The sequence below is a fragment of the Nocardioides sp. HB32 genome, assembly GCF_054058995.1.
This window is the reverse complement of the sequence record NZ_JBSSBS010000001.1, coordinates 1,055,525-1,069,368: the sequence shown is the minus strand read 5'-3', so window position 1 is coordinate 1,069,368 and position 13,844 is coordinate 1,055,525. Positions and strand designations below refer to the sequence as shown.

The 13,844-nt window shown below is 71.9% G+C and carries 16 protein-coding genes; 5 read left to right on the top strand and 11 right to left on the bottom strand.

Features of this window, described 5'->3' with window-relative positions; genetic code table 11:
- The first annotated feature begins 90 nt into the window (after positions 1-90).
- Positions 91-696 carry a hypothetical protein gene (locus tag ACVW2K_RS05415; protein WP_457201814.1) on the top strand — a complete coding sequence of 202 codons (606 nt, stop codon included), beginning with the start codon at positions 91-93 and terminating at the stop codon, positions 694-696.
- Between the two features lie 64 nt (positions 697-760).
- Here ACVW2K_RS05415 and ACVW2K_RS05410 read toward each other — a convergent pair whose 3' ends face one another.
- From ACVW2K_RS05410 to ACVW2K_RS05395, 4 genes are all read right to left on the bottom strand, one after another.
- Positions 761-1,447: an alpha/beta hydrolase family protein gene (locus ACVW2K_RS05410; RefSeq protein ID WP_457201813.1), complete on the bottom strand. Its 687-nt coding sequence runs from the start codon at positions 1,445-1,447 to the stop codon at positions 761-763.
- A 16-nt stretch (positions 1,448-1,463) separates the two neighbouring features.
- Positions 1,464-3,704, bottom strand: a complete 2,241-nt coding sequence (gene purL / locus ACVW2K_RS05405) for a phosphoribosylformylglycinamidine synthase subunit PurL (protein ID WP_457201812.1) — start codon at positions 3,702-3,704, stop codon at positions 1,464-1,466.
- A 39-nt stretch (positions 3,705-3,743) separates the two neighbouring features.
- Positions 3,744-4,433 (bottom strand): hypothetical protein, encoded by a 690-nt coding sequence (locus tag ACVW2K_RS05400; RefSeq protein WP_457201811.1) that lies wholly within the window; start codon positions 4,431-4,433, stop codon positions 3,744-3,746.
- Positions 4,434-4,523: 90 nt separating this feature from the next.
- A complete protein-coding gene (locus ACVW2K_RS05395) occupies positions 4,524-5,072 on the bottom strand; it encodes a TetR/AcrR family transcriptional regulator (RefSeq protein WP_457201810.1) in 549 nt (182 codons plus the stop codon).
- A gap of 119 nt (positions 5,073-5,191) precedes the next feature.
- Between ACVW2K_RS05395 and ACVW2K_RS05390 the strand changes: the two genes are divergently transcribed.
- On the top strand, positions 5,192-6,670 hold the full coding sequence (locus tag ACVW2K_RS05390) for an MFS transporter (protein WP_457201809.1): 1,479 nt from the start codon (positions 5,192-5,194) through the stop codon (positions 6,668-6,670).
- A gap of 14 nt (positions 6,671-6,684) precedes the next feature.
- Here ACVW2K_RS05390 and ACVW2K_RS05385 read toward each other — a convergent pair whose 3' ends face one another.
- Positions 6,685-6,843 carry a hypothetical protein gene (locus ACVW2K_RS05385; protein ID WP_155991985.1) on the bottom strand — a complete coding sequence of 53 codons (159 nt, stop codon included), beginning with the start codon at positions 6,841-6,843 and terminating at the stop codon, positions 6,685-6,687.
- Positions 6,844-7,026: 183 nt separating this feature from the next.
- Between ACVW2K_RS05385 and ACVW2K_RS05380 the strand changes: the two genes are divergently transcribed.
- Positions 7,027-8,427: a glycoside hydrolase domain-containing protein gene (locus ACVW2K_RS05380; RefSeq protein ID WP_457201808.1), complete on the top strand. Its 1,401-nt coding sequence runs from the start codon at positions 7,027-7,029 to the stop codon at positions 8,425-8,427.
- A gap of 53 nt (positions 8,428-8,480) precedes the next feature.
- Here the strand turns inward: ACVW2K_RS05380 and ACVW2K_RS05375 are convergent, their stop codons facing one another.
- Genes ACVW2K_RS05375 through purS form a run of 3 tightly spaced genes read right to left on the bottom strand, consistent with a single transcriptional unit; the run spans position 8,481 to position 9,849 of the window.
- Positions 8,481-8,936 (bottom strand): DUF3817 domain-containing protein, encoded by a 456-nt coding sequence (locus ACVW2K_RS05375; RefSeq protein WP_457201807.1) that lies wholly within the window; start codon positions 8,934-8,936, stop codon positions 8,481-8,483.
- A complete protein-coding gene (gene purQ / locus ACVW2K_RS05370) occupies positions 8,933-9,601 on the bottom strand; it encodes a phosphoribosylformylglycinamidine synthase subunit PurQ (protein WP_457201806.1) in 669 nt (222 codons plus the stop codon). Before purQ ends, ACVW2K_RS05375 begins: the two co-directional genes overlap by 4 nt.
- Complete coding sequence (purS, locus tag ACVW2K_RS05365) at positions 9,598-9,849, bottom strand: phosphoribosylformylglycinamidine synthase subunit PurS (protein ID WP_028636642.1); 252 nt, start codon at positions 9,847-9,849, stop codon at positions 9,598-9,600. The genes purQ and purS overlap by 4 nt, the downstream gene beginning before the upstream one ends.
- A gap of 35 nt (positions 9,850-9,884) precedes the next feature.
- On the opposite strand from purS, the gene ACVW2K_RS05360 reads away from it, so the two are divergent.
- Both ACVW2K_RS05360 and ACVW2K_RS05355 read left to right on the top strand, forming a co-directional pair.
- Entirely contained in the window at positions 9,885-10,388 is a 504-nt protein-coding gene (locus ACVW2K_RS05360) for a general stress protein (protein WP_036569599.1), read from the top strand.
- Between the two features lie 19 nt (positions 10,389-10,407).
- Positions 10,408-11,013 carry a dihydrofolate reductase family protein gene (locus tag ACVW2K_RS05355; RefSeq protein WP_457201805.1) on the top strand — a complete coding sequence of 202 codons (606 nt, stop codon included), beginning with the start codon at positions 10,408-10,410 and terminating at the stop codon, positions 11,011-11,013.
- Here the strand turns inward: ACVW2K_RS05355 and ACVW2K_RS05350 are convergent.
- From ACVW2K_RS05350 to ACVW2K_RS05340, 3 genes are read right to left on the bottom strand one after another with little or no spacing between them, the layout of a single operon-like run.
- A complete protein-coding gene (locus ACVW2K_RS05350) occupies positions 11,006-12,568 on the bottom strand; it encodes a long-chain-fatty-acid--CoA ligase (protein ID WP_457201804.1) in 1,563 nt (520 codons plus the stop codon). The genes ACVW2K_RS05355 and ACVW2K_RS05350 overlap by 8 nt on opposite strands.
- A gap of 9 nt (positions 12,569-12,577) precedes the next feature.
- Positions 12,578-12,958, bottom strand: a complete 381-nt coding sequence (locus ACVW2K_RS05345) for an SRPBCC family protein (protein ID WP_028636646.1) — start codon at positions 12,956-12,958, stop codon at positions 12,578-12,580.
- A complete protein-coding gene (locus ACVW2K_RS05340) occupies positions 12,952-13,830 on the bottom strand; it encodes a phosphoribosylaminoimidazolesuccinocarboxamide synthase (protein ID WP_028636647.1) in 879 nt (292 codons plus the stop codon). Before ACVW2K_RS05340 ends, ACVW2K_RS05345 begins: the two co-directional genes overlap by 7 nt.
- Positions 13,831-13,844: the final 14 nt, after the last annotated feature.

The following is a 13,844-nucleotide window of genomic DNA, read 5'->3' as shown; positions in this document are numbered from 1 at the left end:
CAGGTTCCGGCCGCATTGGCGTAGTCCCTGCCGAAAATGTCGTGATCGGGCCCCGTCGAGGACATGGTGGGCAGGGACTACCGTGCTCCGGTGACCCAGAGCGACGGCGAGGAGCTGGCCACCTGGCTGGAGGAGCTGGGGTTGGCGGAGCAGCTCGCGGAGGCGGGACTGCCGACCTTCACCCGGGACGCCGGGGGGCGGGCCGCGTGGACCGAGCCGGACCGGCTCGAGGAGCTCGAGCGCGAGCTGCGCAGCGTGGGTGAGGAGCCCGAGCACGCCGTACCCGTCGGGCTGGTCGTGCTCCGCCGCCAGGCGCGGCTGCGCACCCAGCTGCTCGCCACCTCGTGGCACACCTACGAGTCGCTGGGCGCGATGCGCGGGACGTCGGCGGACGCCACGCGGTTCGCGGTGCACAAGGCGGCCGCCGAGCACCGGCTGCTGGTGGTGCCGGTCGAGGAGCGGGCCGTCGTGCCGGCGTTCCAGCTCGGCCCGGACGGCGAGCTGCGCGCGGAGCTCGCCCCGGTGATCGGGCCGCTGCTCACCGCCGGGATGGACCCGTGGCGGGCGTGGGCCTGGCTGACCCAGCCGGCCGCGCTGACGCTCGGCCGCGCACCGGAGCAGGCGGCGGCGAGCGACCCGGACCTGGTGCAGGTCGCCGCGGAAAGACTGGCGGAGAGGCTGTCGCACCGGGCGTAGCGCGCTCGTGGACCAGCTGAAGGCAACCCACTCACCCGGGAGCTCGCCATGACCACGATCGCCCTCACCCCCCGCTAAGCCCGGCCAGGTGCGCCAGCGTCCGGGCCCACGCGTCGGAGTCGGGGTCGACCACCACGAAGTGGTCGCCCTCGACCTCGACCAGCTCGGCGGCACCGCCGGCCGCGCGGGCGGCCTCGACGTACGACCGCGACTGGCTGACCGGCACCGTGTCGTCGTCCCGGCCGTGGACGCACCAGACCGGCACGCCCAGCGGCACCATCCGGACCGGGTCGACACCCGCGTCGGCCGGGCCGGGCGGTCGGCCGAGGAACCGCTCGACCGCGCCGCCGCCGAGCCCCTCGTCGTACGCCGCCCGCAGGTCGAGCACCCCCGCCTGGCTGACCACGTGCGTGAGCCCGCCGCCCGCCGCCGCCCACGTCGCGAGGTGGCCGCCCGCGGAGTGGCCGATGCCGACGACGACACCGGCGCCGACCGGCAGCGCGTCGATCGCCGCCCGTACGTCGGCGAGCGTGTTCGCGGCCCCGGTCCCGCGGCGGTACTCGATCGCCCAGGTCGCCCACCCTCGCCCGACCAGGCTCGGGGCCAGCGGCCGGGCGTACTCGATGCCGTACTCGGGCTTCCAGAAGCCGCCGTGCACCAGCACCGCGACACCGCGCGGCTCGCCGTCGGGCAGGGTCAGCTCGGCGTACTGCGCCGGGTCGTCACCGTAGCTGTGGCGTCCAGTGCTCACGGGCGATCCGGATCGGTCAGCCCAGCGCGGCCGGCAGCGTGGCCGTCCAGGTGTCGCGCAGCTCGGCGAGGGGCACCTCGAACTGGCCGTCGACGGCGAGGACGTCACCACCGGTCACGCCCAGCGGGATGATCGGAACGCCGTGCCGGGCCGCCAGCTCGACCAGCCGCTCCGCCTCGCCGTCGGGCACGGTCACCAGCACCCGGCCGGTGGACTCGCTGAACAGCCCGACGAACGCGTCGCCGTCCATCGAGACAGAGGCGCCGACGTCGTGGCGCAGCGCGCACTCGACCAGGGCCTGGCCGAGACCGCCGTCGGAGAGGTCGTGGGCGGAGGTGAGCAGGCCGACGCCGTCGTGGAGGAGCCGGGCCAGGGTGGCCTCGCCCTCCAGGTCGACGCGCGGCGGCAGCCCGCCGAGGTGGCCGTGCACGACGTGGGCCCACTCGGACCCGGACAGCTCCTCCCGGGTCTCGCCGAGGAGGAACACCCGCTCGCCCGCCGCCGACCACGCCGACGGCGTACGCCGGGTGACGTCCTCGATCACGCCGAGCACCGCCACGACCGGGGTCGGCAGGATCGCGGTCTCGCCGGTCTGGTTGTACAGCGAGACGTTGCCACCGGTGACCGGGATGCCGAGCACCGAGCACGCGTCCTTGAGCCCGCGGCAGGCCTCCGCGAACTGCCACATCACCGCCGGGTCCTCTGGCGAGCCGAAGTTGAGGCAGTCCGAGATGGCGAGCGGGGTGGCACCGCCGGTCGCGACGTTGCGGTAGGACTCGACCAGCGCGAGCTGGGCGCCGGCGTACGGGTCGAGCAAGGCGTACCGGCCGTTGCAGTCGGTCGACACCGCGACGCCGAGGTTCGTCTCCTCGTCCACGCGGATCATGCCGCTGTCGCTCGGCTGGGCGAGCACGGTGTTCCCCCGGACGTAGCGGTCGTACTGGTCGGTGATCCAGGACTTGTCGCAGAGGTTCGGGCTCGCCACGAGGGTGAGCAGCGTCTTGCGCAGGTCGTCGCCGGACGCGGGCCGCGGCAGCGACTCGGCGGCGTCGGCCTGCAGGTCGTCCTGCCAGTCCGGGCGGGCGAACGGGCGGTGGTACGTCGGGCCGTCGTGCGCGACCGACCGCGGCGGCACGTCGACGACCCGCTCCCCGTGCCAGTCGATGTGCAGCCGGCCGGTGTCGGTGACCTCGCCGACGACGACCGCCTCGACATCCCACTTCGCGCAGATCGCCATGAAGGCGCCGACGTCGCCGGGCTCGACGACCGCCATCATCCGCTCCTGCGACTCGCTCATCAGGATCTCCTCAGGAGCGAGCGTGGAGTCGCGCAGTGGCACCCGGTCGAGCTCGACGTGCATGCCGCCGTCGCCGGCCGAGGCGAGCTCGGAGGTGGCACAGGAGAGCCCGGCGCCGCCGAGGTCCTGGATGCCGGCGACCAGGCCGGCGGCGAAGATCTCCAGCGTGCACTCGATGAGCAGCTTCTCCATGAAGGGGTCGCCGACCTGGACGCTGGGGCGCTTGGCCGGGCCGTCGGCGTCGAACGTCTCGGAGGCCAGCACCGAGACGCCGCCGATGCCGTCACCGCCGGTGCGGGCGCCGTACAGGATCACCTGGTTGCCGACGCCGCTCGCCTTGGCGAGGTGCAGGTCCTCGTGGCGCAGCACCCCGACGCACAGCGCGTTCACGAGCGGGTTGCCGAGGTAGGTCTCGTCGAAGACCGCCTCGCCGCCGATGTTCGGCAGGCCCAGGCAGTTGCCGTAGCCGCCGACGCCCGCGACGATCCCGGGCAGCACCCGGCGGGTGTCGTCGGCATCCAGCGGGCCGAACCGCAGGGGGTCCATCACGGCGACCGGGCGGGCACCCATCGCGAGGATGTCGCGGACGATCCCGCCGACGCCGGTCGCGGCGCCCTGGTACGGCTCGACGTACGACGGGTGGTTGTGGCTCTCCACCTTGAACGTCACCGCGTAGCCCTGCCCGACATCGAGGACCCCGGCGTTCTCACCGATGCCGGCCAGCATCTTGCCGGCCGGCGTCTCCTGGCTCAGCTCGGAGAACTGCTTGAGGTGGACCTTCGAGCTCTTGTACGAGCAGTGCTCGCTCCACATGACCGAGTACATCGCCAGCTCCGAGCTGGTCGGCCGGCGCCCGAGGATCTCGCGGATCTCGGCGTACTCCTCGGACTTGAGGCCGAGGTCGGCCCACGGCTGGTCTCGCTCGGGGTCCTGGGCGGCGACGGCGACGGTGTCGAGCACGGCAGCAATCTACCGGCCGCGTCACCGCGGCCCGCAGGGTCATCCACCCAGGGCCGGGAAGTCGATGGTCACCAGGTTCACGTCGGTCGGCAGCCCGGGCCCCGGCAGCCACTTCCCGGGCAGCTGTGCGCCGGGCACGACGACGCTCGCGAGCTCGTCGGGGACGTGCAGGCCGACCTGGGCCTGGTACGGCGCGGCGCCGTCCCGATGCACCTGGAGGATCAGGCCGGACGCGGGCAGCCCGGCCTGCGTGAGCTGGCCGAGCGGGAACACCGCCGACACCTCGACCGTGCACGGCCGGCCGTCGCGGATGATCTCCTCGTAGGTGTACGTCCCCTTGTTGGTCGTGACGACGCCGCTGGTCCCGTCGTCGCTCTGCAGCAGGATCGGCGCCGGCGGCACCTCGTGCTCGAGGTCCAGCGCGATGTCCTGCGGGTCGTCGGGGTCGACGCGCACCGCGACCGCGGCGCCGCGCTCCATGAGCTTCGGCAGGTAGACCTGGGGGACCGGGTGGGTGCAGATCGCGGTGTAGGAGTCGGAGCCGTCCAGCGGCACGACCTCCACCGTGACCTTGCAGACGATCCGCGCGCCGAGGCCCTGCTCGGCTCGGCCGGTGCTCATCGACGTCGTGTCGACGTCCTTCACGTTGCCGCGCGCGAGCACGCCGGTCTCGATCAGGTGCTGGTCGACGCCACCCAGGGCGCCCTTCGCCTTCTTGAACAGACCCACGACGCGGCGCTCCTCTGACCCGAGGGATCGGTCCGAGAGCCCGACCGTCGGGCACCTCAAACTAGTCCAGTCGGGGCCGACCTGCTCCGGCTACTTCAGGAGCCCGTCCGCGACGACCTCGAGCATCGGGCGTACGGCGGCGGGGTCCAGATCGCTGTTGTCGGCGATCGTGGCCACTCCGCCGACCAGGCGGGTGACCTGGATGACGTCGACGCCGTCGCGCAGCGCCCCGTGCGCACGGAGCTCATCGAGGACGCGGCCGTTGGACTCGGAGAGCACCTGGCACTTGGTCCGGATGGGCGAGACCGGGTCGCCCATGGCGGACGTCAGCTTGGCCGGGCCGCCCTTGTGCTGGCTGATCAGGCCCACGTAGTCCTCGAACCAGTGGATCAGCAGGTCGCGGTCCGAGCCCTCGTAGGCGAGCGCCTTGTCGGTGGTCTCGGTGACCTTGTCGACCCACGACTGCATGATCGCGTCGAGGAGGTTCTCCCGCTTGGGGAAGTGCCGGTAGAGGGTGCCGGGGCCGACTCCGGCCCGCTTCGCGACCTCGTCGAGGGAGGCGTCGTACCCCTGCTCGCGGAACACCTCGCGCGCGACCTCGACGATGCGGTCGTAGTTGCGCCTGGCATCGGCACGCACGAAATCTCACCTCAGGGGTTGCTAAACGGAGACACTCTCCGTATTGTTCTTCAGGAAGCGGAGTCATCCTCCGGATCTACTGTACCTCGGCCCACCCGGCCAGAACAGGACCTCATCACATGTCCCTGAACGTCACCTCCCGTGCCCGGGAGCTGCCGACCGACCTGCCGCCGAACGCCGGCCGCGTGGCCGCCGGCATCGCGATCGTCCTGGTCGCCCAGCTCATGCTCGTGCTCGACGCCACCGTCGTGAACGTGGCCCTCCCGCGCATCGGCGCGGACCTCTCCTTCGGACCCGCCTCGCTCTCCTGGGTCCTCAACGCCTACACCCTTGCCTTCGGCGGCCTCCTGCTCCTCGGCGGTCGGCTGGGCGACGTCCGCGGCCGGCTCCGGCTCTTCGAGATCGGCCTCACCGTGTTCGTCATCGCCTCGGCGCTCGGTGGGCTCGCCCAGACGCCCGGCCAGCTGGTCGCCGCCCGGGCCGCCCAGGGCGTCGGCGCCGCGATGGCCGCACCCAGCGTCCTCGCACTGCTGACCACGAGCGCTCCCGACGAGGCGGCACGCAACCGCGCGCTCGCGCTCTTCGGTGCCGTGTCCTCCGGTGGCGCCTCGATCGGCCTGCTGCTCGGCGGCGCGCTGACCGACGTCGGCTCGTGGCGCTGGACGCTGTTCATCAACGTCCCGATCGGCATCGCCGTACTTCTGCTGGCGCCGCGGTTCGTCACCGAGACCCGGCGCCGCCCCGGGAAGTTCGACGCGGTCGGCGCGCTGACCGCCACCCTCGGCGCGGTGTCCATCGTCTGGGCGCTGATCGGTACGCCGGAGCACGGCTGGCTCTCCGCCCGCACCATCGGCGGCTTCGCGCTCGGCCTGGTCCTGCTCGCGGTCCTGGCCCGCACCGAGGTGCGTCACCCGCACCCGCTGATCCAGCCGCACCTGGTGCGCAACCGGAACCGGGTCGCCGCGCTCGCGGTGATGGCCCTGATGATCGGCGCGAACCTGTCGATGTTCTTCCTGGTCGTGCAGTACGTGCAGCGGGTGCTCGGCTTCGGCCCGATGGCCTCGGGCGTCGCGTTCCTGCCGTTCAGCCTGGGCATCTTCGCGATGTCGCGGGTCACGCCGCGCCTGATCGGCACGCTCGGCCCGCGCACGATGATCCTCGTCGGCTCGGGCGCACTGGTCGTCGGCTACGCCTGGCTCAGCATGCTCGGCACGACCGACACCTACTTCGGCTCGGTGTTCGGCCCGATGACCATCGCCGGTCTCGCGACCGGACTCGTGTTCATGCCGATCACGGCGATCGTGCTCGGCGGTGTCGAGCCGGAGCACGCCGGCTCCGCGTCCGGCCTGCTGCAGACCACGCAGCAGCTCGGCAGCGCGGTCGGCGTCGCGGCCATCGTGTCGGTGTACGCCGCCGGCGCGGTCCCGGGCGAGTTCGTGCCCGGCCTGAGCGCGGCCTTCCTCACCTCGGCGGCATTCGCCGCCGCGGGCCTGCTGGTCGCGACCTTCGTGCTGCGACCGGCGCCCCGGCAGGCCAAGGTCGGCGTGGTCGAGTCCGACGAGGACCTCGTCGAGGCGGTGGCCGCCGAGGCGGCCTGACCACCGGCGTGGACTCAGCCGGCCCCTGCGAGAGCGGGGGCCGGCGTCCATGCGTAGCCGTCCCACCACCAGTGGCCGTCGGTGCTCACCAGCGGCACTCCCTCCACCGGGTCGGCGTGGAAGTGCGGCACCAGGCCGAGGAACGGCTCGACGCTCCAGCTGTCGTCACTCATGATCGTCTCTCCCCCCGCAGATGCGGATCCTCCTCTCACCAATGTGAGCTCATCGGGGGCGGTCGGCGCCGACTTGAGGAAACCTTGCGCGAACTTCGAGCCCGTCGTTGTCGGCGATCCCTGTTACTGGTGTGACTGTTGAGGTTATGGTGGCCGAGCTTCCCCGCACCCTTGGAGTTCCGTATGTCTCGCCCGGCTCGCACCCTGCTGCGCCGCACCTGTGCCCTGCTCACCGGCGGCGCGCTCGCCGCCGCCACGCTCGTGGCGCTCTCGACACCGGACGGTGACGCCGTACCGGCCGCGAAGACCGCCCGCCGGGCGAACGTCGTGACGCCGGGCAGCCTCACCGGCTACGGCTTCGACCAGTGCCACACCCCCGACCAGGCGCAGATGGACCGCTGGCTGCAGAGCTCGCCGTTCTGGGCGGTCGGCGTCTACATGAGCGGCGCCTCGCGCGCGTGCCGTGACCAGCCGAACCTGACACCGGGCTGGGTGAGCGCGCAGCTCCGCAAGGGATGGCGGATCCTGCCGATCACCCTCGGGCCACAGGCGTCCTGCCAGCCGCGATTCCCCCGGTACGGCGACGACCCGACGATCATCCCCAGGCCCGGTGCCGACGGCCGGTACGGCAAGGCCCGCAAGCAGGGCAGCGCCGAGGCGGCCAGGAGCGTCGGGACGGCCCAGGACCTCGGCATCGTCGCGGGCAGCACCCTCTGGTACGACCTCGAGGGCTTCGACCTGCGCAACACCCGGTGCCGCGAGTCGGCGCTGGCGTTCCTCAGCGGCTGGTCCTGGCAGATCCGCCAGCTCGGGTACGTCTCCGGCGTCTACTCCAGCGCCGGCTCGGGCATCAAGATGCTCGACGACGCCCGGTACAACAAGCGCCCCGACGTCGCGCTGCCGGACCAGATCTGGGTGGCCCGCTGGGACGGTCGCGCGAACACCGACACCGAGGCGCAGTACCTGCGCTCCGACGGCTGGCGCCCGCACGCCCGGATCAAGCAGTACCAGGGCGGCCACGACGAGACGTGGGGAGGCGTCACGATCAACATCGACCGCAACTTCCTCGACGTCGGCACCGGGTCGGTCGCCGTACCGGAGAACCACTGCGGCGGCGTGAAGATCGCCTACGGCGTCTACCCCGTGCTCCAGCCGGGCACCGGCAACAACACGCCGCCGGCCGCGAAGGTGCAGGTCGTGCAGTGCCTGCTGCACGAGCAGGGGCTCTACGACGGCAGGGTCAACGGGATCTACAACGCCCGCACCCAGGCCGCCGTCCAGGCCTGGCAGACCAAGAAGGGCTTCCCGGTCTCCACGACCTGGAACCGGCGGAACTGGATGTCGCTGCTGGTCGCCGGCGACCGCCCGGTGATCAAGTTCGGGTCTGCCAGCCCGGCGGTGCGCCGGGTGCAGCGGGCACTCAACGCCGTCACGGACCGCTCGGTCCCGATCCGGGCCACCGGCGTCTTCGACAGCCAGACCACGACCGCGCTCGCGGCGTACCAGGACCGGGTCGGCCTCGACCCGAACGGTGTCGTCGCCGCGCCCACCTGGAAGGCGCTGGCGGCCGGTCGGCGGGGGTAGTCCCTGGCGAAAATGTCGTAGAACCGGTCGTTCGACGACATCCTGGGCAGGGACTACCCGGCCGGCGGGCCGACCAGGAGGGCGAGCCCGGTGAGGGCCAGTACCGCGACGAGGCCGGCGATCGCGCCGCGGACCGGGTTGCGGACCAGCCACGCGACGAGGGCCTCGACGCGGCCCGAGGGAGCCGAGCCGCGCAGCCGCCACGAGGACCCGAGGGCGGAGCGCCGCTCGGCGTACCTCTCGAAGACGACCGTGCAGAACGGCGGGACCGAGGCGGCCAGGCCGAGCAGCAGCCGGCCGCGCGACCAGCGCTGGTCGACGGCCAAGAGGAGGGTCGTGAGGCAGTACGCCACGAACACGATCCCGTGCAGCATCCCGAAGACCCGGACGCCGATGTCGGTGACGTCGGTGTACTTGAGCACCATGCCGGTGAGCAGCAGCGCCCAGGTGACCGCCTCGGCGACGGCGACGCGGCGGAAGAGGCTCCCGGGGTCCTCGAGCGGGCTCACGAGAAGACGGACTCGGCGAGGCTGGTGAAGAAGCCGAGCCCGTCGGTGCCGGCGCCCGTCAGCGACTCGACCGCGTGCTCGGGGTGCGGCATCAGGCCGACCACGTTGCCGCGGTCGTTGGTGATGCCGGCGATCTCGCGCAGCGAGCCGTTCGGGTTGTCGCCGAGGTAGCGGGCGACGACGCGCCCCTCCCCCTCGAGCCGGTCGAGGGTCTCGGCGTCCGCGACGAACCCGCCCTCGCCGTTCTTGAGCACGATGGCGACGACGTCACCCTCGGCGTACGCCGCGGTCCACGGCGTGCGGTTGTTCTCGATCCGCAGCGACTGGTCGCGGCAGACGAACTTGCGGTGGTCGTTGCGGATCAGCGCCCCGGGCAGCAGGTGGGACTCGCAGAGGATCTGGAACCCGTTGCAGATGCCGAGCACCGGCATCCCCCTCCCGGCGGCGTCGATGACCTCGGTCATCACCGGGGAGAAGCGCGAGATCGCGCCGCAGCGTAGGTAGTCGCCGTACGAGAAGCCGCCCGGCAGCACGACGGCGTCGACGCCCTGCAGCTCGTGGTCGCCGTGCCAGAGGGCGACGGCCTCGTGGCCGCCGACGCGGACCGCGCGCTGCGCGTCGACGTCGTCCAGCGAGCCGGGGAAGGTGACGACCCCGACCTTCACGCCCCCTCCTCCACGCGGACCGTGAAGTTCTCGATGACCGGGTTCGAGAGCAGCGTCTCGGCCATCTTCTCGACCTCGGCCAGCACGTCGTCGGTCACCTCGCCGTCGAAGGCGAGCTCGAACCGCTTGCCCTGACGGACGTCGGTGACCCCGGAGAACCCCAGCCGGGGCAGCGCACCGTGGACGGCCTTGCCCTGGGGGTCGAGGATCTCGGGCTTGGGCATCACGTCGACGACGACTCGGGGCACGCGCCCAGTCTAGAAGACTGCGGCAGACTGTCCGCATGAGCATGCCCACCGGACTGCCCGGCGCCAACCCGCTCCGTCTGGAGTACCCCCAGTCGCTGGCCGTGTACGACGACTACGCGGCCGCGCAGAAGACCGTCGACTTCCTCAGCGACAACAAGTTCCCGGTCCAGCACCTGATGATCGTCGGCACCGACCTCAAGCGGGTCGAGCGGATCACCGGGCGCCTGACCACCGCCCGGGTCGCCCTCGGCGGCGTGCTGTCCGGCCTCTGGCTCGGACTCTTCGTCGGGCTGATCTTCTCCTTCTTCGTCGACGACAGCATCCTCGCGATGCTCGTGTCGACGATGCTGCTCGGCGCCGTGTTCGGCGTGACCTGGGCGCTGCTCGGCTACGCCCTCACCCGCGGCCAGCGCGACTTCTCGTCGGTGACGCAGGTCGTCGCCACCCGCTACGAGGTCCTCGTCGAGCACAAGGTCGCCGCCGACGCCCGCGAGCTGCTCGCCAAGCTGCCCGGCGCGCTTCCCAACCCGTTCCAGTGACGCCCCGGTCGGAGCACCCATGACCCACACCACCGCCCACATGTCGGTGTCCCTCGACGGCTTCGTCGCCGGCCCCGGGCAGACGTACGACGACCCGCTGGGCCGGGGCGGGATGGCGCTGCACACGTGGCACATCGGGTCCGACCTGCACGAGGTCGACCAGCGCTGGACCGACCGGCTGCTGCGCGAGCGCGGCGCGTACGTGATGGGGCGCAACATGTTCGGCCCGGTCCGCGGCGGCTGGGACACCTGGGACTCGGAGTGGCGCGGCTGGTGGGGCGACGAGCCGCCGTACCACGCGCCGGTGTTCGTGCTGACCCACCACGAGCACGCGCCCATCGAGATGCAGGGCGGCACGAGGTTCCACTTCGTCACCGGTGGCATCGTGGAGGCGCTGCGGCTGGCCCGCGAGGCCGGTGACGGCGACGTGGACGTCGCCGGCGGTGCGTCGGCGGTGCGACAGGTGATCGCCGCGGGCGAGCTCGACGAGCTCACCCTCGACATCGTCCCCGTGGTGCTCGGCGACGGCGAGCGGATCTTCGACGGCAGCGTGCGGCCCGCGCTCGAGCAGCTCGAGGTCGAGCACTCACCGCTCGCGACGCACGCGCGCTACCGGGTCAGCTGAGCTCGCGCTTGAGGATCTTGCCGGTGGAGGTCATCGGCAGCGCCTCGACGAACTCCACGAGGCGCGGGTACTTGTAGCTCGCCATCTGCTCCTTGCCCCACGCCACCAGCTCGTCCTCGGTGATCGCGGCGCCGCCGTTCAGGATCACGACCGCCTTGATCTCCTCGCCGTGGCTCTCGTGTGGTACGCCGATGACCGCGGCCAGCGAGACGGCCTCGTGGGTCATCAGGACCTCCTCGATCTCGCGCGGGTACACGTTGTAGCCGCCGCGGATGATCATGTCCTTGGACCGGTCGACGATGTAGTACCAGCCGTCCTCGTCGCGGCGGCCCAGGTCGCCGGAGCGGAACCAGCCGTCGCGGATCGCCTCGTCGGTGGCGTCGGGCCGGCCGTAGTAGCCCTTCATGATGTTGTGGCCCTTGATCGCGATCTCGCCGATCGCGTCCGCGCCGGTCACCTCGTTCCACTCCGGGTCGATGAGCTTCATCTCGACGCCCGGGATCGGCGCGCCGACCGAGCCGACCCGCACCGGCTCGCCGTACTTGGAGAACGACGCCACCGGCGAGGTCTCGGAGAGGCCGTAGCCCTCCAGGATCGTGACGCCGAACTTCCGCTGGAAGTCCTTGTGCACCTCGACCGGCAGCGCCGAGCCGCCGGCGACCGCGACGCGGAGGTTCTGCGCGAGCGCCGAGACGTCGAGGTCCGGGTCGTCGGCGAGCGCACCGAGCAGACCCCAGTACATGGTGGGAACTCCGGCGAAGAACGAGATCTGCTCCTTCAGCATCAGCTGGAGGGCGGCGTGCGCCTCGAAGCGCGGCAGCATGACGACCGTGCCGCCGTACGCGAAGGCGCCGTTCTGGCAGACGGACTGGCCGAACGAGTGGAACAGCGGCAGCACGCAGAGATAGGTGTCCGGGTGGTCGGGGTTCGCGCCGAACAGCGCTTCGCCGGACAGCGCGTTGTCGCGCATGTTGCGGTGCCGCAGCTCGGCGCCCTTGGGCTGACCGGTCGTCCCGGAGGTGTAGAGGATCACCGCGGTGTCGTCCTCGTCGGTGCCGACGGTCTCGAACTCACCGGACTGCACCGCGAGGGCCTGGGCCACTGTCTCGGTGCCCGCGATCGGCGACGGCGCACCTAGGTCGGCGGTGATCGTGAAGAAGTAGCGGCAGTCGTCGGCCTGCTGGAAGCCGGCGTAGCCCTCCTGCGCCATCGGCAGGTCCGGGGTGCCCTCGAAGCAGAAGTAGGCCTTGGCGTCCGAGTCGTTCAGGTGGTAGCCCACCTCCCGGCCCTTGAGTAGCACGTTGAGCGGTACGACGGTGGCGCCGGCCTTCAGGATGCCGAAGTAGACCACCGTGAAGTACGGCAGGTTCGGGCAGGTCAGCGCGACCTTGTCGCCGGGCTGGATGCCACGGGCGACGAGCAGGTTCGCGACCGTGCTGGCGAACGAGTCCACCTCGGCGTACGACATGCGCGTGTCCCCGAGGACGATCGCGGTGCGGTCGGGGTACTGCGCGGCGCTGTCCTCGAGCAGGGACGCCAGGTTGTACGTCGTCATGCGTGCAACCTACTGCGAGATCACGCTCGCGGCCCGGCGCAGGTCGGCACGGACGGCGTACGGCGCGAGCAGCCGGAGGGGGAGGACGGTGTCCACCGTCGCCGTGACCTCACAACCGGTCGCCGTCTCCGCGAAGTCGAGCGTCAGCGCCGCGCTGATGCCGTGCCAGGTGCCGCGCTCGGTCCACCGGCGGGGCCGGTCGAGCTCGGTCGTCTCCATCAGCGGGCGGAGACCGGGACGGGTCACGTCCACCCAGGTCTGCCCGACCCGCGGCTCGCCGTCGACGTCCGCGACGCGGGCCAGCGACGACTGCCACTCGGCCCGGTTGCGCGGGTCGACGAGGTAGTCGAAGGCGACCTCGCGCGGCACCGGGAACGCGACGACTACCAACGCTCTCCCGTCAGGAGCTCGTACGCCTCCAGGTAGCGCGACCGGGTCTGCTCGACGACCGCGTCGGGCAACGGCGGCGGGGGCTCGCCGGAGGAGCGGTCCCACCCGGACTCCGGCGAGAGCGCCCAGTTCCGCACGATCTGCTTGTCGTACGACGGCTGCGACCGTCCCGGCCGCCACTCGTCGGCCGGCCAGAAGCGGGACGAGTCGGGCGTGAGCACCTCGTCGGCGATCACGGTCGTCCCGTCCGCCCGGGCGCCGAACTCGAGCTTGGTGTCGGCCAGGATGATGCCGCGCTCGCGGGCGATCTGCTCGGCCCGGCCGTAGACCGCGAGTGTCAGGTCGCGCAGCTCCGCCGCCCGGTCGGCGCCGATCGTCCGGACCACGGCGTCGTACGACACGTTCTCGTCGTGGTCTCCGAGATCGGCCTTGGTGGCGGGGGTGAAGACGGGCCCGGCGAGCCGGCTGCCGTCCTCCAGGCCCGCCGGCAGCGGGATGCCGCAGACCTCCCCGGTCGCGCGGTAGTCGAGCAGGCCGGAGCCGGTGAGGTAGCCGCGGGCCACGCACTCGACCGGGTACATCTCGAGCCGCTCGCAGCGCACGGCGCGGCCACGCACGGACGCGGGCACGTCGGTCGAGACCACGTGGTTGGGCGCCAGGCCCGCGAGCTGGTCGAACCACCACAACGACATCCGGGTCAGGATCTCGCCCTTGTCCGGGATCGTCGTCTCGAGGACGAAGTCGAAGATCGAGATCCGGTCGCTGGCGACCATCAGCAGGTCGCCGTCCGGCAGCTCGTAGAGGTCGCGCACCTTGCCGCTGTGCAGGTGGGTCGCGCCCTCGACGGTCGGCGCGGGCGGGATGTTGAGCACGGGATCACTCTAGA